Genomic DNA, 15,301 nt, shown 5'->3' with positions numbered 1-15,301 from the left:
GGTTGACAGTCACAAATCGTCATCGGTTCGGGGAACAATATCCTCCGAAATCTCCTGCCTGAGCTTCGGTCCCTTGGCGAGACGCCGACCGAGCGCAGTGACGAACTGATCGTATCGCTCGCCGGCCTTGGCGCGTGCTGCCTGCGCGGCGGGCTCTGGTAACGCAGGCGTGGTCGCGAGCCAGAACTTGATGAACACGGCCAGGCTCTCCACCGCGATGCCGCTATCGCGCTCAAGCCGGGTCATGCGTCGATCGAGCTGATCGAGACGCTTGGCGATCACTGCTTCCCGGCGCTCAGCCGCATCCGGTGACAGGAAGGAGGCGATCGCGGCCTCGGCGATCATCGACTGTGACTGATCCCGGCGCGCGGCATGGTCGGCAAGCATCGTCATGATCGCCGGATCGAGATAGACCGATATCTGGGACTTCTTCTTACGGGTCTCCATGACGGTCACAGCTCCATGCCGTCGTTCGGATCGAGCGAGACCTGTCGCGCCACGCCCTGCATGATCCCGCTCATCCGCCTGTTGCGGGTGGCGGCTTCCTTCATCTCGTCATCGCGATCAGCATCGATCTCGAACTCGTTTTCGATCGGCGGCGTTTTCTCGACCGGCTGCAGCCGATTAAGCTCCGGTTGGTGGCGGCGCTCGGATTCGGTCGGGTCTTCATCCTGGGTGGCGTCGACCTGTTTCGCCTCGGCGAGCTGGGGAGGTCGCGGAAGCGGCAGCGAGGTCCAATCGTCGGGGCGCCCCTGCTTCGGTGTGGCGAGGGCGGGAGGCGGCAGAAGACGCTCCTTGAACCTGATGTCCTCGTAATAGCGCGCCTTCTTCGCCCGGATCGGCGGCGTGCCCGCGACCATGACGATCTCGTCGCTCGGCGGAAGCTGCATGATTTCGCCGGGAGTCAACAGCGGGCGCGCCGTCTCGGAGCGGGAGACCATCAGGTGCCCGAGCCAGGGCGAGAGACGATGCCCGGCATAGTTCTTCATCGCCTTCATCTCGGTCGCGGTGCCGAGTGCGTCCGACACGCGCTTGGCCGTGCGCTCGTCGTTGGTGGCGAAGCTCACGCGGACATGGCAGTTGTCCAATATGCTGTTGTTCGCCCCGTAGGCCTTCTCGATCTGGTTCAGTGACTGCGCAATCAGGAAGCTTTTCAGCCCATAGCCCGCCATGAAGGCCAGTGCGGACTCGAAGAAGTCCAGCCGCCCCAGGGCCGGGAACTCGTCCAGCATCAGGAGCAACCGGTACCGCCCGGCTTTGGCCTGCAGATCCTCGGTCAGGCGGCGGCCGACCTGATTGAGGATCAGACGGATCAGCGGCTTGGTGCGGTTGATGTCGGACGGCGGCACGACGAGATAGAGCGTCGTCGGCTGTTTGGCTGTCACGATGTCGGTGATGCGCCAGTCGCAGCGGCGCGTCACCTCGGCGACCACGGGATCGCGATAGAGGCCGAGGAAGGACATCGCAGTGGATAGCACGCCCGACCGCTCGTTGTCGGATTTGTTCAGCAGCTCGCGCGCGGCGCTGGCGATGACGGGATGCGGTCCGACTTCGCCGAGATGCGCCGTCTTCATCATAGCGGCGAGCGTCGACTCGATCGGTCGCTTGGGATCGGAGAGGAAGGCGCCGACACCGGCAAGCGTTTTGTCCTCTTCGGCATAGAGGACATGAAGGATGGCGCCGACCAGCAGGGCATGGCTGGTCTTCTCCCAATGGTTCCGCTTTTCCAGCGAACCTTCCGGATCGACCAGGATGTCGGCGATGTTCTGGACGTCGCGCACTTCCCATTCGCCGCGCCGCACTTCGAGCAACGGATTGTAGGCAGAGGACTTCACGTTGGTCGGATCGAACAGCAGCACGCGGCCGTGCCGGGCGCGGAAGCCCGCGGTGAGCTGCCAATTCTCCCCCTTTATGTCGTGAACGATGGCCGAGCCTGGCCAAGTGAGCAGTGATGGCACGACCAGGCCGACGCCCTTGCCAGAGCGCGTCGGCGCGAAGCACAGCACATGCTCCGGCCCGTCATGGCGGAGATAGTCACGATCGAGCTTGCCGAGCACCACCCCATCCGGACCAAGAAGCCCGGCGGCTTTGATCTCTTCCGTCTCGGCCCAGCGAGCAGAACCATAGGTCTCGACCTTCTTGGCCTCACGTGCCCGCCAGACCGACATGCCGATGGCGACGCCCACGGCAATGAAGCCGCCTGACGCGGCGATGAATGCGCCTTGTGTAAAGATGCCAGGCGCATAGGCATCGTAGAAATACCACCACCAGAAAAAGGCCGGCGGCAGGTAGAAGGGGAAGCCGAGGACCGTGAACCACGGCGGCCCGAGCTGTGCCTGGAAGCCCAGCTTCCATGCGACATATTCGGTGGCGCCCCAGGTGGCGGCGAGAACGATCAGGAAGACAGTGAGGATCTGACCCCAGAGTATTTTGGTGGCCGACATGGCGACGGTCCTTTCTTGGGAATGAGGGTTAGAGGCCGAGCCCCCGTTTGCGGCCAAAACTCCAATCGACGCCGCCATCGTCGCGGGCGACGCCGGAGACATGGCGGCCGAGCTGCTTTTCGAGCGACGGCGTCCAGGGCACGAGTTGGAAACCGAGTCCGTCGTCGATCATGGCGAAGCGGCCGGAGGCGAGCGTGAGGCGCCGGCGATAGGTGCCGGCGACATATTCGCCGCTGCCTGACCGGTTAAAGGGCTGGCCGGTCTCGGTGGCGAGCTTGTCGCCAGCCGCCTCCAGTTCCCGGCGGCGTAACGTGTCGATCAAGTTGCGGCCGAAACTGATGCGCTGGCCCTGCCGCTCGGCAAGACCCTGTTCGATCAGATGCTCAGCGCGGGCGGACATCGCTTGCCGCACCTCGGCGCCGAAGCCGCCTTCGGAGAGAGCGACCGGCTCGCGGGCGATGTTCTGCCGATCAAGCCAGGTGGCGCCCGACGCCGTGACCTGAGCATCAACGTCGAGATCAGAGCGCACGGCGAGCGCGACGCGGCGCTGGCCACGCGCGTCATCGAACTTTCTGAGTTCGACGATCGAGCCCGGCGCGCTGTCGCCAGCCGCATCGAGGTCGGGCAACTTGATATGATGGGTGCGTCCGTCCACGCCATCCACCACGGCGTAGGCCGTGCCGTTCAGCTCGTCATCGAGACCGCGTTCGACCAGCCGTCCGACGACGGGCAGATCGAGGCTTTCGGCCGCCAGGACATAGTTGGTGGAGCCGCGGTCGATACCGCGCTCCGTCAGCGCCTTGTGCATCCGCTTGATGATGTCGCCGCGCTCACCCAGTTCGCGCAGCGTCTTCTCGGCTTCGGGCTTGATGAACCATTGCGCGTTGCCAACCTGGCTGGCGAGGCCGAGGGTTTCCAGCTTGCGCAGACGCCCGACCTTCAAGGCGTGGAACTCGTCAGGTTGCTGGCCTGGAACCGGCGCAAGGTCGATGATCCCGGTATCGCGCCCGTCGCGAACAAGCTGACGGTCGAGCTGGGTCCAGCGTTCCGTTTCGATCTGTCGCTCGAGGGTGCGGCGGATGTCGAGATCGGTGCGTGGCCCAAGCTCCTGGGTGATGAGATCGCGCGCCCGGTCACGCATCCCTTCCTTAATGTAGTCGCGAGCGATCACGAGGTCCTGGCCGTCGTCACGAACGCCACGGACGATCAGATGGACATGCGGATGCTCGGTGTTCCAGTGATCGACCGCCACCCAGTCGAGCCGGGTGTCGAGATCCTTTTCCATCTGCCCGACGAGGTCGCGGGTGAAGGATTTGAGATTGGCCATCTCCAGCGCGTCGTCGGGCGATACAATGAAGCGGAAATGGTGCCGGTCGCCCTGGCAGCGCTCGGCGAAGGCGCCAGGGGTCGCATTCTCGGTCTCCGGCCCGAACAGGTGAGCCTTCTCTCCATCGCGGGTCACGCCCTCTCGGCGCAGATAGTTGAGGTGCTGCGCCAGTGGTGCGGCCCGGGCCGTATGGCGCACGACGCGCGCCTTGATGACGGCTCCGCGCGAGCGCGAAGTGATGAGGCGGTTCGCCTGGATGCTCGCGCGCTGGCCATGTCCGAAGCGCGAGCGATTGCCCGGCACGATGCGACCCGAGCGCGACACGCCGCCACCGGCCTTCTTCGCCGCTGCCAATGCCTGCGCGATGAAGGGCTTGGCCCGCTGCGCGCCTGAGGAGCGGATGCGGCCCGGGCGGACACGGAATTCGCGCTCATCGGACATGGCGCGGCCCCGCAATGTGCGAAAGCTCTAGGGAGTACAGCGGCTTCGGCGTGTAGCGCACATTGCCGATAAAGGCCGCAAGGTGCGGAACCTTCAAGAAAATCCAGCAAAAACAACCAACCGACCAAAGCGCAATGTGCGCCCTTTTATCCTGCCCTCCTTCGGTCGTGTTGCCCGGTCCCCACCTCTGCGCCCCATATGCTGCGCCAGAGCCCGACAGGATGCGAATGGGAGGCAATGCGGTCATGGGACCGGCCTTTCCGCGGGGCGCGGCACGAACAATCCGCCGGACTGCGGCGCGATGGCAGAGACATCGCGCACGGTAACTGCTGCCGGCGCGTCGGTCGGTGGACGATCCGCCGACACGGGATCGGCAGCTGCAGCGCTTATCCGCTGCGCTACAAACAGCGGCGCGCGCGTCCAGGCGAGCGGCTCAACCGAGGCGACCATGACAGGTTCGGCGGTTTCGCTGCCGTTGATGATCGGCGCGATGGTTGCGACATAGGCGCGGGTTTCGGCGGGCAGCGGGCGACCGGAAAGCGATGCTTCGTAGCGGCCGGGACCGGCATTGTACGCCGCGAGAAACCCTGGGGAGCCGTAACGGTCGTACAGTTCGCGCAGGTAAGCCGTGCCCGCCAGGATGTTGTCGCGCGGGTCATAGGGATCGCTGCCGAGCCGATGCCGGACGCGCAGTTCCGCCCAGGTGTCGGGCATGATCTGCATCAGCCCCATCGCGCCGGCCGACGAGACTGCCTGGCGGTCGCCCGCGCTTTCGACCCGCATGACGGCCCTGATCCATGCCGTCGGGATGCCGAAGCGCTGCGAGGCCTCCGCGATATGGGCGGCATAGGGGTCGGCAGGCGCCGGACGCCGCACCGGCTCCGCCTGCGCCAGTGCGGAGGCCGTCCATGGGGCGGCAAAGATCAGGCCGGAAAGAAGAAGGAGGGCGGGACGGCGCATGGTGTCAGCCCTTCCCGCCGCGCGCCTGCGGGCGGCTCCAGTGCAGTGACCATGCGTTGCCGGCATCGTCGTCGCGGAACAGGTTGGCGCGGATCGGCTGCTTCAAAGCGGGATCGTCGATCAGCAAGGCGATATATTCGCCTGCGCGTTCGCCGGTACGCTTCCAGCCCGCTCCGACTTCCGGGCCGGCCTCCGCTTTGCCGTCGTCGCTGGCATGGATGCGGAAGTCCGGCGCGTTCTCGGCATCGGACGGCTCTGCCGAAACGATGACGATGTCGCGGAAGAGCGTGAACGTCTCGATGCGCCCGACAAAGCCGGAGGTCTCGCGTGTAAATTGTCCGATCTGGGGCATGGTGGGTTCCTTGGCGGTGGCGTTGGGAAACCCATCGGCAGACACCGCTTCCGCCGATGGGGAGGCGATCAGTGCGTGGCGGCACGCCAGACGTAGCGACCGTCACCGGCCTCGTCGGTGTAGATCGGCGCCGCCTTGCCGAGAACGGTGTGCGCAGGGATCGGGCCGAAGTAGCGGCCGTCCAGGCTGTCGCGCACGTCAGGATTCATCAGGAAGATGTCGCCGTCCGCGATGTGGCGGCAGCCCTGCCAGACGGGTAGTTCTCGACCTTGGCTGTCGCGGCCGAGGGCATCGCCGAGCGGCACGGCATCGACGGTCACGGCGTTGCCGGTACGGCAAACCCGTTGACCGGGAAGCCCCATGACACGCTTCATCAGCGGCACGCCGCGACCGATATAGCCGCGGTCGACCATGAAGTCGGCGAGTGGCTTGTCGGGCATGACGGCGACCAGATCGCCAATTTCCAGATGACGTGGCAGATCGAGATCATAGAGGCCGATCGGCACGCTGGCCGAGGCGTTCCAGACGATGCGCAGCGGCGTCGGAATGAACGCGGCGATGGCGACGCCCATGACGGAAAAATACGTCGCCAAGACATAACCGAAGCGGGTCATTGCTCGATCTCCCGCCGCTTGAGCCACGCCTGATGGCGTTCTAGCGTGTAGGGGCGAGGCTCCTGACCGGCGGTCATCCGGTTGGCGACATGCCGCCAGTGATCGGTAGCGACGTCGCAGGCGTCGATGCCGGCGGTCTCCACCGCGTCGATGTGACGGAGCACCTGTTCGACCTTGGGCCAGCCCTCGATCTTGAGCAGGATGTCGCCGCCGGGACGCACGAAGGGGAGCGTTTGGTAGGGCTCGCCCGGCTCAACGGCGCGAACGATGTCGATGCGGGAGATGATCGTGCCGAAGTCGTTGGCCGCCCAGCGGACAAAGGCGAAGATGCTGCCCGGCCGGTAGGAGAAGACGCGCCGCCTGCGGTCGAGCACCTGTTCGTTCACCTCGCGGCCGAACCTGATCCAGTTCTCGATCCGCTTCTCGATATGCGTCAGTTCGACATGGGTAAGGCTGTCGGCGGAATGCGCGCGCGGCACCGGGCCGCCGCGCGCGGAGGGAACCGCGGCGCTGGTCATGGATGGTCTCCTTCGGTTTGGGGGAATTCGCGCGCGAGCAGGTCGCGCAGCATGTCAGCGACCGTGATGCCCCGACGGAAGGCGGCGATCTTGATCCGCCCGCGCAGCTCTGGCGTTACGTCGATCGTGAGCCGTGCGGTGAAACCGCTGGCCTCACCGTCGCGTGGCGGAGTTTCGGCCGCCTTGATCCAATCTTCGGGATCGGCTGGACGGGCAGCGAAGCCACGGCGCGTCGGATGCTCGCTCATCGCGCGGCCCTCCCGATGCCAAGCCGGTCGAGCTCGTCCGCCAATGCTGCGATCTCACGTGCGGCAGGCGTGTCGTCGTCGAGTTCGGAGACGAGGCGGCCGGACTGCGCGGCGACTGCGAAAGCGATGCGCTGGCCGATGGTGCTGGAGAGCACCGGCGGATCGTGATCGGCCAGCGTCTCGGCTGTCTCGCGCGCTAGCACGGTGCGCGCGCCGCAACGGTTCAGCACGAAGCGGGTGGCGAGGTCCGGGCGGTAGATGCGCGCCTCGGTGACGAGCGCCAGCATTTCGGCCGAAGCCCAGCCGTCGAGTGGCGACGGCTGCACGGGGATCAGGACCAGGTCGGCGGCAAGCAGCGCCGAGCGCATCAGCGCGGCGACACGCGGCGGACCGTCGATGACGATATGATCGACGTCGCGGGCCAGTTCCGGCGCTTCCCGGTGCAGCGTGTCGCGGGCGAGACCAACGACGCCGAACAGGCGCGGAAGGCCTTCATGGCTGCGCTGCTGCGACCAGTCCAACGCCGAGCCTTGCGGGTCCGCATCGATCAGGGTGACGCGCTGACCGCGACGGGCCAGTTCCCCGGCGAGATTCAGCGCCAGCGTCGTCTTGCCGACACCGCCCTTCTGATTGAGCAGCGCGACGATCATGACGCGCTCCCGATCGTCGGCGAGCGGTTTTCCGCAATCGTAGAAACGGCGGAGTGCGTTAGAAGAATTCCATAGGAATTCTGGTTAGATAAGTTACGGGCGCCACAAGCTTTTGATTCAAGGCAAGGAATCGACGATTCCGGTCCCCGATAGCACGAGGATCGGGTCCCCGATGGCACGATAGGCGCGGTCCCTGATAGCACGAGACTATTCACAGCTTATCCCCAGAGCGAGAGGTTGCACGGCGACGGCGAAGCCGGGGCACGCCGAAGGGCACCGGATCGGTCGGAGCGAAGGAAAGTCGTTCGGGAAGACCTGACGGCTGCTCGATCACGAGCCGGTAGCCGGGCAGCGGCTGGCGCCGGACGATGTCTCGCAGGTCGTAGGCGAAATGCTTCAGGGGCGAGAGCGACCCCGACTTGGCGTGCAGATGGAGGAGATCGAAACTCCAGCCATATTCCTGGCGGCCGCCATGCTTGCGCACAAGCCGGTAGAGCCAGCGTTCGAGCCCGCCCGTCAAATCAAAATAGGCCTGGTCGATGGTCAGTACGAGCGCGTCGTCGAGCACGGCGGCGTAGAACCAGTCGGGCAGGATCAGTTCGAGCCCGAGCGGACGGCCGCGATGGTCGGCCTTCTCCTTCCACTCGTTGATCCAGGAGAAGCGATGCATCCGCCGCTCGGTTGGCTGGCGGATCGATGTCGCCACGGTGGTCGACTGAAGGCGATCGAGGGCCGCTTTGAGGCGGTCATAATCACGCAGGCTGACGCCGCGGCCAATGAAGGTCAGGATTTCGTAGGGCGTCGTAGCCATCAGGCGCGACGGGCGCAGGCCCAGGTCGCGCGCTTCCACGATCTGGGACGCCGCCCAGATCAGGACATCGGCATCCCAGATCGTTGCCATGCCGTGCTCGGCCACCGCTTCGACCCGGATGACGATCGACCCGGCCTTGAAGTCGATCGGCGCCAGGCGTTTCGACTTGGCGAGCGAGAAGAAAGGATAGGCCATGAGATCCTGGGCGTCGCGCGGAGCAAGATCGCCCGGCAGCGTCCGGAAGAGGTCGAGCTGATCGCGCTCGTTGCTGTGACGGTGAAACGTCATGGCCGACCGCTCAGCGGGCGTAACGGCCGGCATGGGCCGGCTGCGTCGGCTCTTGCCGCTTGGCGGGCAGCACTGCGCCGCGCGGATCGGAGGTCGAGGTGACGGCGCCCCGCTCAGCCCAGGCCCGCAGGTCATCGACCGCGTAGACGACCCGGCCGCCGAGTTTGCGGTAGGCCGGGCCAGTCCCATAGGTCCGGTGTTTTTCGAGGGTTCGGGCTGACAGGCTGAGAAATTCGGCCGCCTCTTTGGTGCGCAGAAAGCGCGGCGGCAAAACGGCGAGATCGTGTCGCATGGATCGAGCCTCCGTGGGGTTCGTTAGAGCCGTCGAGGATCGGCGGCGGACGAGAAGCACGGTGGCGAAGAAGGCCCGGCAGGAGGGAGGGCGAAGATGGAAGGGCTAAATTCTCCCCCCTCCCGAAAAGGGAGAATTCGCTAGGGTCGGCGGCGATGACGAAGAAGCTGACGATACCCGCCCTGGATCATGGCAAGGCCGTCGCGGACGAGATCCCTGACGGTGTCTCGCAGCGCGGAGGTTTTCCACGGCTGATCGGCGACGCGACGCACGCCGAAGAGGGCCTCGGCAATTTCGCGGTAGCTTGCGCCGTTGGTCCGGCCATCGACGGCTTGTAGCATGTGGCGCGCGCGGCGTAATTGCTGGTCGGTCAGTCGGGTATCTTGTGGCACGGCGCGCCCATGAAGCGCCTTGACGAGGCGGCTGACCGCTTCGACGCGATCAAGGCCGTCCGCGTTGAGGGGTACAAGAGCCGCCAGCGGCCGGGCTCCATCGACGCCAATCAGGCGGACCAGGTGCAGCGACTGCCCGTTGCCGAGATCATGGAGAAAATGCTCGCCGGCTTCGTCCCGCTGGGGCGCGTTCGGATCGAGCGCGTCGATAAAAATGTTGTCGGAGGGAAGGAGCGAGGGAACATCCGTCAGGATGACAACGCTGCTGTCTTCCTCTGGCGACCAGAAGACGGGAATCTCAACGGCGGTGAAAACAGGGTGGACAAGGAAATTGCAGGCCCCACCGCTGTCGCACTGCGTTCACAAGCAACTCGGGCTCTTCCGCCTGGCCTTCGACCTGGGAATAGTCATGCTGGTACTCGCTGTTGCGCCGCAACCATTCCCAGGCGAGGTCGGGCGCCACAAGGCGTTCGATATAGTCGTAGTTCGGTGAAGCTCTCCAGTTCGATATATCGGGAGTCATGTTACCTCCAGGCTCGCATCGTTCGTGCGTATCGCGGCCTGTGATGATTCCCGATTGCAATACCGGTCGGAAGCCCTGAGGGTTGCAACATGCGATGCCGTGACTGCATCGCAATTAATCAATGAAGATGGCCTTCGCGCACCAACAATCGATAGCCGTGCTCCGTCATCCAGCGCGCGCGGGCCAGATGGGTATCATGGACATGGCGCGCACGTTCTGGCTCGTTCGTGGGGTCGAGGCCGAACAGGATCATGACGGCTTCGCGCCAGTCGGCGCCGTCCGTCGCCGCGTCGAGCAGGCGCAGATAGCGAACCATGTGCTTACGGTCATATGCCGTGAGCACCGCGCTTTCCGGCGGTTCGTCGAGAAAATCTATGTCCGTCATATTGTGCCCCAGTACCCATTTATAGCCATTCTAAATCCCGGTGTTAACCATTGGATCTGGACGCGAAGCAGCGAGCATCGCACACATCAGGCGATGCGCCGCGTGTATCGCCTGTCAGTTCAAACGGGCAGAAATCACGAAGACTTGCGACTGTCGATTTTCGCACGGACGAGCATCACACCTTCACCCTGGTCGGATGTGAGGAGAACGATGCCGTTGCCTTCAAAGGCCCGACGAACCTGATCGCGCGTCGTTTCATACACCTCGAGGCCGTTTTCGGATTCGAGGCGCTTCAACGCGGTCAGTGATACCTGGGCCTTGTCAGCGAGCGTCTCCTGTGTCCAACCCAGCAACGCGCGTGCGGCCCGTGATTGTCGGGCGGTGATCATGCATGATCACCTCCCATCGGCACGGGCACGCGCGCCAGAACTACGACTTCTCTATTCGGGCCAATCGGATAGCGAGGCTTCCCGCGCGCTCCGCTGGCTCATTTACATACTATAGTTGATAAACTCAAAGTATGTAAATCACGATCCTCCTGCGCATGGATATGCGCAAATTGGTCGGCCGGAACTTCGCCCGCCTGCGTCGGGAGAAAGGCCTGACCCAGGAAGAGGTCGAAGCGCGCTCCGGTTTCAGTCAACAGTATCTCAGCAGCCTTGAACGCGGCCGGAGGAACCCGACCGTGATCACGCTTTATGAATTGGCTCAGGCCCTCGGCGTCAGCCACATGGAATTGGTCCGGCCCGACGATCAGCTTTGAGCCGTATTCCCGCGAGGATCATGCTTCTCTTCGTGGTCGGCACGAGGCCGCCACAGGATGGGATCAGAAGAGCCGGCGGAGCAATCTATAATGCGGCTTCGCGTTGGACATGCCGACGCTGCCAAGTCGTATTTGCGAACTCACCGTCCCTCGTCCCCTCGCAGGGAGACGCCTCAGTCAGACTTGCGCCTGACCGAACCTATGTCAGAGGAGCGGCGGCCTCTGGCCGCTTACCCCAGTCGAACTCAGTTCCATCCACCCACATGCGATGCAGTATGACACCGATGCGGCGAGCGAGGGCGACGATCGCCTTCTTGTGGCCTCGACGTCGCGAGACCTGAGCAGCCCAAGCCTTTAGGGTGGACCAGCGTTTTACGCGAGTCAGTAGCACCTGTGCTGCCTCGTAGAGCGCGCTGCGCGTCATGGCGTCACCCCATCTCGAAATGCGGCCGGTGCGATCCACTTCGCCGGATTGGTGCTTGCGCGGCGTCAGACCAAAATGGGCACCAACGGTTCGCGACCGAGTGAAGCGAGATGGGACATCGACCGTTGCCCGGAAGATGAGCGCTACGAGCGGGCCGACCCCCGGCACCGTCATAAACCGGCGCGAAACAGTGTCGTCCCGCGCGAGACGGACAAGCAAATCGTCCAACCGACCGAACTGCTCCCGCAGCGATCGCCGCGCCAACAGGAGCGTATCAGCGACTATGTGTAGGTCGCTTCCTGCGATCAGTTCCCGTACTCGCGGCTCGAAATCGCGCGCCGTGACTTTGCCGAGGTGATATCCGAAGTTTCGGATGAGACCACGGATTTCATTTTCAACATCCTGGAGCTTGTTTCGCAGGAGTTGGCGGGCCGTCAGGACGGTCCGAAGGCGCTGGCTTGTCGGCGTCTTGACGTGGACGGGTTTGAAGAGGCCGACGCGCATCATCTGCGCGATTCCGCGCGCATCATGCCGGTCGGTCTTGTTGAGTTGCGCGGAGAGAGCCGCCTTCATGTGCCGGGTCTCTACACACACGATGGGAATGCCGGCTTCGGCTAAATGCCCATAAATGTGCTGAGACAGCATCCCTGCTTCGAGACCGACGCGGACGACTGGAAGCGGGAGCGACAGGATATGCTGCGCAATCTCTTCCGGATTGGATGAAAGCTTTCGTTCATGCGCTACCTGCCCATCGGCGTTGACAACGCAGAGATTGATTGTTCGGGCGGAAACATCCAGCCCAATATAATAGCTTTGAGACATGCCGAACTCCTCCGAATCAAGAGTCGACACGTCTCATAACCAATCTACAGACCATTTTGTAAACTACGACTATTTCAGTCGTTCTCGGGACTAGACTGGCCCTTGGGCCGCGACGAGCCATCACCTATTGCATCGTGCGCCTCCTTCAGGATATTCCAGCCACCCTTGAGCACGATGCCGCCAACCAGCAACCCGATGATTAGGTCAGGCAGCGGGGACGCGAAGAACATGACCGCGGCACCCGACGCGACAATGCCGGCGTTCGCCAGCATATCGTTCGTCGTAAAGATCCAGGACGCTTTGAGATGCACACCTCGATCCCGATGCGACCGCAGCAGTTTTAAGCAAACTACATTCAGCGCGGCATTGGCGAGAGCCGTGACGATCATGGCGAGGCCGATTGGCTCGGCACCCACGAAGAAACGGCGAAGCACCTCCACGAACAATGCAAGTCCAAAGGCGATCAGAAGCAAACCCGAAAGACGCGCCACTCGCACCTTTGCCACGATCGTCCGGCCGACGGCATAAAGGCTGACGGCATAAACGCCGGCATCTCCCAAATTATCCAGGGCGGCACCCAAGAGACCTGTCGAGTCTGCGATAACGCCGACGACACCGGCCACGATCACCTGCAAGAAGTTTATGGCAAGAACCCAGATAAGAGTCCTGCGTTCGGCGGCATTGCTCGCGTCAAGCTCGATTTCACCTTCTTCTTGTTGTTTTTCACTCATACACGTTTCCGATATTTTGCATCTCAAGTGAAATAGCCCAAAGCAACCGCCCAGATGAGTACGATACCGAGAACACCTCGGTAAATAACAAACGGCCAGGCGGAAAAACGCTCGAGAACGCGCATCAGCCCCCAAATCGCACAGAACGCGGAAATAGAAGCCACGACGAGCCCGACAAGAAGTAGTGACCAGCCGTCGGCGGAAAGCTGCACTTTGTGGAGTTCCCAGAGCTCCTTGAAGCCAGCCAGGGCGATTGCCGGCAGGCCAAGAAGGAATGAGAACCGCGCCGCCTCATCTCGCTTCAGGCCGAGGGCGAGCGCCGCAGTCAAAGTCGAGCCTGAACGCGAAACGCCAGGAATCAGCGCTCCGATTTGAGCAATTCCCACGATCATTGCATCGATGGCCGATGTGTTCTCAAGCGTTCGTCGGTGCCGGGCAAAAATCTCCGCGAGCGCCAGGAGGACAGCCATGACGATGCACGCCCAGCCGATGACTTCGAGAGTACGAAGCGGCGAGCCGCACGCGTTCAACGCTCCAGACAAGGAAAGGCCGGCAATACCGATCGGGATCGTGGCAAGGAGAATTCCGACCGAGAAGCGGAAGTGTCGATCTCGGAAATCCCGATTTGCGACGGCACGCAGCGAATTGGTGGCTAGTTGGCTCACGTCGCTCCAGAAATAACTGACGACTGCAGTAAGCGCTGCAAGCTGCATGGCGGCTGAAAAGGCTGAGCCAGGATCCTGCCAACCGAGCAGCGCAGGCACGATCCGCATATGGGCGGTCGAAGAGATCGGTAGCAACTCGGTGATGCCTTGGACAAGTCCGAGCAGGGCGACCTTGCCATAGCCTAGCGCCACGAATCCGGTGTCGACGCCTTGAGTACACGCTCCCGTCATTCTGGCTCCCGGTTGTTGCGCGGCGCGGGCGCGCCCCGATGAATCACGCGCCAAAGTTCGGCGGGGGTTCTGAAGCCGACTGACGAGTCGCAGCAATTCGCGGCAGCCAGCGAGTCCCTCAACCGATCGCTCCCAGCATCGGAAACGTCATCAGCATCCAAATGGCGATCTCCTGCAACCTCCCGGTCATCATCAAAACGCCGACGCCGATCATGACCGCACCACCGCCGATGTTCAGCGCGGCACCGACGCGGCGCATGCGCTTCAATGCGGCTGCCGCGTTTCCCATGAAGAGGGCCGTGAGGAGAAACGGCACACCGAGGCCGAGGCCGTAAGTTCCGAGAAGAATCGCGCCGTTGCCTGATGACGTCGCGGTTACCGTGAGGATGGAGCCCAATACCGGGCCAATGCAGGGCGTCCAGCCGAAGGCAAAGGCGACACCCAGCAGGAAGGCGCCGACCGGTCCATTGACCTGGCGCGGTCCGTTCCATCGGCGGTCGGTCATGAGTATCGGGAGGCGAAGGAGCCCCGTCATCGCCAAACCGAAGACAATGACCAGAGCTCCGCCGATCAGGTTGGTTTCCATCTGGAAGCGTTGGAGAAGGCCGCCGAGGGCCATCGCGCTGACTCCAAGCAGCACGAATATGGTCGTGAACCCGAGCACGAACAGCAGCGCAGGGCGGAAGATGTGAAGCCGGGATACCGCATCACTGCTGCCGGTCGTGCCGGCGCCACCAGCGACATAGGACAGGTAGCCCGGCACGAGCGGCAGGACGCAGGGTGAAAGGAAGGAGATAGCGCCGGCAGCGGCCGCTGTCGCCAGCCCGAGCAACGATATTTCCAGCGCCGCCATGCTCAGCGCTTCCCGTTGCTAAGCGGCTCCTGCGTGCGAAGCACCGGTTGGGTCGAAAAAAGCGATCCAGCCAGGAGCAGCGCGACGCCAATGCTGATTGCAACATCCGCCATGTTGAAGGTCGGCCAATGCCAGTTGCCTATGTGAAAATCGAGAAAGTCTGTCACCGCGCCTTGATGCACGCGGTCAACGATGTTGCCGGCGGCGCCGCCGGCGATCAAGCCGAGAGCCGTTGCTTCAATGGTCCTGCGGGTCCGCATTGCCCAAACGAGAAGACCGACCGTGATCGCCACTTTGATCCCGGCCAACACCAACGGATGCTCGAGGAAGACATCTTGGAACATCCCGAAGCTGACTCCGGTGTTGAAGCCGAGCGTCAGGTTGAAAAAGGGCACAACCTCGATCACGCGTGGCGGGACCATGACGGCATTTATGATCAACCACTTCGTAGCAACGTCGAAAAGAAGCGCGGCCACAAATGCGCCGCCAACCCATATCGCGATATTTCTAGCGGGACGTTCGGCCACGATGATTCCTTGTGTTCTTCGGGTTCTGATCGGCATTTCT

General features: G+C 63.2%; 21 protein-coding genes. 1 reads left to right on the top strand and 20 read right to left on the bottom strand.

All coding sequences use genetic code 11. The features are described 5' to 3' along the window. Positions 1 to 9: 9 nt before the first annotated feature. The 15 genes from L0976_RS09025 to L0976_RS08955 form a co-directional block, all read right to left on the bottom strand. Positions 10 to 447, bottom strand: coding sequence for a CopG family transcriptional regulator (locus tag L0976_RS09025; RefSeq protein ID WP_234186994.1), 438 nt, complete (start codon positions 445 to 447; stop codon positions 10 to 12). A gap of 5 nt (positions 448 to 452) precedes the next feature. Next, entirely contained in the window at positions 453 to 2,444 is a 1,992-nt protein-coding gene (locus L0976_RS09020) for a conjugal transfer protein TraG (protein ID WP_234186993.1), read from the bottom strand. A gap of 28 nt (positions 2,445 to 2,472) precedes the next feature. Then, on the bottom strand, positions 2,473 to 4,212 hold the full coding sequence (locus L0976_RS09015) for a VirD2 family relaxase/mobilization nuclease (RefSeq protein WP_234186992.1): 1,740 nt from the start codon (positions 4,210 to 4,212) through the stop codon (positions 2,473 to 2,475). Between the two features lie 243 nt (positions 4,213 to 4,455). Further along, positions 4,456 to 5,172 (bottom strand): lytic transglycosylase domain-containing protein, encoded by a 717-nt coding sequence (locus L0976_RS09010; RefSeq protein ID WP_234186991.1) that lies wholly within the window; start codon positions 5,170 to 5,172, stop codon positions 4,456 to 4,458. A gap of 4 nt (positions 5,173 to 5,176) precedes the next feature. Beyond that, positions 5,177 to 5,524: a DUF736 domain-containing protein gene (locus L0976_RS09005; protein ID WP_234186990.1), complete on the bottom strand. Its 348-nt coding sequence runs from the start codon at positions 5,522 to 5,524 to the stop codon at positions 5,177 to 5,179. A 68-nt stretch (positions 5,525 to 5,592) separates the two neighbouring features. Next, complete coding sequence (locus tag L0976_RS09000; RefSeq protein WP_234186989.1) at positions 5,593 to 6,138, bottom strand: S26 family signal peptidase; 546 nt, start codon at positions 6,136 to 6,138, stop codon at positions 5,593 to 5,595. Further along, positions 6,135 to 6,656: a DUF2840 domain-containing protein gene (locus L0976_RS08995; protein ID WP_234186988.1), complete on the bottom strand. Its 522-nt coding sequence runs from the start codon at positions 6,654 to 6,656 to the stop codon at positions 6,135 to 6,137. The genes L0976_RS09000 and L0976_RS08995 overlap by 4 nt, the downstream gene beginning before the upstream one ends. Further along, positions 6,653 to 6,904, bottom strand: a complete 252-nt coding sequence (locus L0976_RS08990; protein WP_234186987.1) for a hypothetical protein — start codon at positions 6,902 to 6,904, stop codon at positions 6,653 to 6,655. Before L0976_RS08990 ends, L0976_RS08995 begins: the two co-directional genes overlap by 4 nt. Beyond that, positions 6,901 to 7,554, bottom strand: coding sequence for a ParA family partition ATPase (gene parA / locus L0976_RS08985; RefSeq protein ID WP_234186986.1), 654 nt, complete (start codon positions 7,552 to 7,554; stop codon positions 6,901 to 6,903). Before parA ends, L0976_RS08990 begins: the two co-directional genes overlap by 4 nt. Before the next feature lie 211 nt (positions 7,555 to 7,765). Continuing rightward, complete coding sequence (locus tag L0976_RS08980) at positions 7,766 to 8,686, bottom strand: replication initiator protein A (protein ID WP_370643609.1); 921 nt, start codon at positions 8,684 to 8,686, stop codon at positions 7,766 to 7,768. Next, the gene (locus L0976_RS08975) at positions 8,664 to 8,945 is read right to left on the bottom strand and encodes an AlpA family transcriptional regulator (protein ID WP_234186985.1); all 282 of its coding nucleotides are present in this window, start codon (positions 8,943 to 8,945) and stop codon (positions 8,664 to 8,666) included. The genes L0976_RS08980 and L0976_RS08975 overlap by 23 nt, the downstream gene beginning before the upstream one ends. Before the next feature lie 140 nt (positions 8,946 to 9,085). Next, positions 9,086 to 9,424: a DUF2285 domain-containing protein gene (locus L0976_RS08970; RefSeq protein WP_234187068.1), complete on the bottom strand. Its 339-nt coding sequence runs from the start codon at positions 9,422 to 9,424 to the stop codon at positions 9,086 to 9,088. Positions 9,425 to 9,635: 211 nt separating this feature from the next. Further along, a complete protein-coding gene (locus L0976_RS08965) occupies positions 9,636 to 9,860 on the bottom strand; it encodes a transcriptional regulator domain-containing protein (RefSeq protein ID WP_234186984.1) in 225 nt (74 codons plus the stop codon). Between the two features lie 118 nt (positions 9,861 to 9,978). Further along, positions 9,979 to 10,245: a DNA -binding domain-containing protein gene (locus L0976_RS08960; protein WP_234186983.1), complete on the bottom strand. Its 267-nt coding sequence runs from the start codon at positions 10,243 to 10,245 to the stop codon at positions 9,979 to 9,981. A gap of 134 nt (positions 10,246 to 10,379) precedes the next feature. Next, a complete protein-coding gene (locus tag L0976_RS08955; protein WP_114215823.1) occupies positions 10,380 to 10,634 on the bottom strand; it encodes a helix-turn-helix transcriptional regulator in 255 nt (84 codons plus the stop codon). Between the two features lie 155 nt (positions 10,635 to 10,789). Here L0976_RS08955 and L0976_RS08950 point away from each other — a divergent pair, with 155 nt between their 5' ends. Further along, positions 10,790 to 11,008, top strand: coding sequence for a helix-turn-helix domain-containing protein (locus tag L0976_RS08950; RefSeq protein ID WP_024343470.1), 219 nt, complete (start codon positions 10,790 to 10,792; stop codon positions 11,006 to 11,008). 199 nt (positions 11,009 to 11,207) lie between these two features. Here L0976_RS08950 and L0976_RS08945 read toward each other — a convergent pair whose 3' ends face one another. From L0976_RS08945 to lspA, 5 genes are all read right to left on the bottom strand, one after another. Beyond that, positions 11,208 to 12,254, bottom strand: a complete 1,047-nt coding sequence (locus tag L0976_RS08945) for an IS110 family transposase (protein WP_024343494.1) — start codon at positions 12,252 to 12,254, stop codon at positions 11,208 to 11,210. A gap of 74 nt (positions 12,255 to 12,328) precedes the next feature. Then, positions 12,329 to 12,985, bottom strand: coding sequence for a cation transporter (locus L0976_RS08940; RefSeq protein ID WP_024343495.1), 657 nt, complete (start codon positions 12,983 to 12,985; stop codon positions 12,329 to 12,331). 23 nt (positions 12,986 to 13,008) lie between these two features. Further along, the gene (gene uppP / locus L0976_RS08935) at positions 13,009 to 13,881 is read right to left on the bottom strand and encodes an undecaprenyl-diphosphatase UppP (protein ID WP_024343496.1); all 873 of its coding nucleotides are present in this window, start codon (positions 13,879 to 13,881) and stop codon (positions 13,009 to 13,011) included. A gap of 118 nt (positions 13,882 to 13,999) precedes the next feature. Continuing rightward, on the bottom strand, positions 14,000 to 14,734 hold the full coding sequence (locus tag L0976_RS08930) for a cytochrome c biogenesis CcdA family protein (protein WP_024343497.1): 735 nt from the start codon (positions 14,732 to 14,734) through the stop codon (positions 14,000 to 14,002). Between the two features lie 2 nt (positions 14,735 to 14,736). Further along, entirely contained in the window at positions 14,737 to 15,261 is a 525-nt protein-coding gene (gene lspA / locus L0976_RS08925) for a signal peptidase II (RefSeq protein WP_044411231.1), read from the bottom strand. Between the last annotated feature and the right edge of the window lie 40 nt (positions 15,262 to 15,301).

The organism is Shinella sp. NM-101 (assembly GCF_021401195.1).
GTDB lineage: Bacteria > Pseudomonadota > Alphaproteobacteria > Rhizobiales > Rhizobiaceae > Shinella.
This window is presented reverse-complemented; position numbering and strand designations above follow the sequence as displayed.

What these genes read in the sequence shown, in the direction of transcription:
- L0976_RS08945 (WP_024343494.1), bottom strand. Translation starts at nt 12,254, where the DNA reads ATGTCTCAAAGCTATTATATTGGGCTGGATGTTTCCGCCCGAACAATC.
- L0976_RS08980 (WP_370643609.1), bottom strand. Translation starts at nt 8,686, where the DNA reads ATGCCGGCCGTTACGCCCGCTGAGCGGTCGGCCATGACGTTTCACCGT.
- L0976_RS08960 (WP_234186983.1), bottom strand. Translation starts at nt 10,245, where the DNA reads ATGACGGACATAGATTTTCTCGACGAACCGCCGGAAAGCGCGGTGCTC.
- L0976_RS09000 (WP_234186989.1), bottom strand. Translation starts at nt 6,138, where the DNA reads ATGACCCGCTTCGGTTATGTCTTGGCGACGTATTTTTCCGTCATGGGC.
- L0976_RS08995 (WP_234186988.1), bottom strand. Translation starts at nt 6,656, where the DNA reads ATGACCAGCGCCGCGGTTCCCTCCGCGCGCGGCGGCCCGGTGCCGCGC.
- L0976_RS09015 (WP_234186992.1), bottom strand. Translation starts at nt 4,212, where the DNA reads ATGTCCGATGAGCGCGAATTCCGTGTCCGCCCGGGCCGCATCCGCTCC.
- L0976_RS09005 (WP_234186990.1), bottom strand. Translation starts at nt 5,524, where the DNA reads ATGCCCCAGATCGGACAATTTACACGCGAGACCTCCGGCTTTGTCGGG.
- L0976_RS08940 (WP_024343495.1), bottom strand. Translation starts at nt 12,985, where the DNA reads ATGAGTGAAAAACAACAAGAAGAAGGTGAAATCGAGCTTGACGCGAGC.
- L0976_RS08950 (WP_024343470.1), top strand. Translation starts at nt 10,790, where the DNA reads ATGGATATGCGCAAATTGGTCGGCCGGAACTTCGCCCGCCTGCGTCGG.
- L0976_RS08965 (WP_234186984.1), bottom strand. Translation starts at nt 9,860, where the DNA reads ATGACTCCCGATATATCGAACTGGAGAGCTTCACCGAACTACGACTAT.
- L0976_RS08990 (WP_234186987.1), bottom strand. Translation starts at nt 6,904, where the DNA reads ATGAGCGAGCATCCGACGCGCCGTGGCTTCGCTGCCCGTCCAGCCGAT.
- L0976_RS08975 (WP_234186985.1), bottom strand. Translation starts at nt 8,945, where the DNA reads ATGCGACACGATCTCGCCGTTTTGCCGCCGCGCTTTCTGCGCACCAAA.
- L0976_RS08930 (WP_024343497.1), bottom strand. Translation starts at nt 14,734, where the DNA reads ATGGCGGCGCTGGAAATATCGTTGCTCGGGCTGGCGACAGCGGCCGCT.
- L0976_RS08955 (WP_114215823.1), bottom strand. Translation starts at nt 10,634, where the DNA reads ATGATCACCGCCCGACAATCACGGGCCGCACGCGCGTTGCTGGGTTGG.
- L0976_RS09010 (WP_234186991.1), bottom strand. Translation starts at nt 5,172, where the DNA reads ATGCGCCGTCCCGCCCTCCTTCTTCTTTCCGGCCTGATCTTTGCCGCC.
- uppP (WP_024343496.1), bottom strand. Translation starts at nt 13,881, where the DNA reads ATGACGGGAGCGTGTACTCAAGGCGTCGACACCGGATTCGTGGCGCTA.
- parA (WP_234186986.1), bottom strand. Translation starts at nt 7,554, where the DNA reads ATGATCGTCGCGCTGCTCAATCAGAAGGGCGGTGTCGGCAAGACGACG.
- L0976_RS09025 (WP_234186994.1), bottom strand. Translation starts at nt 447, where the DNA reads ATGGAGACCCGTAAGAAGAAGTCCCAGATATCGGTCTATCTCGATCCG.
- L0976_RS09020 (WP_234186993.1), bottom strand. Translation starts at nt 2,444, where the DNA reads ATGTCGGCCACCAAAATACTCTGGGGTCAGATCCTCACTGTCTTCCTG.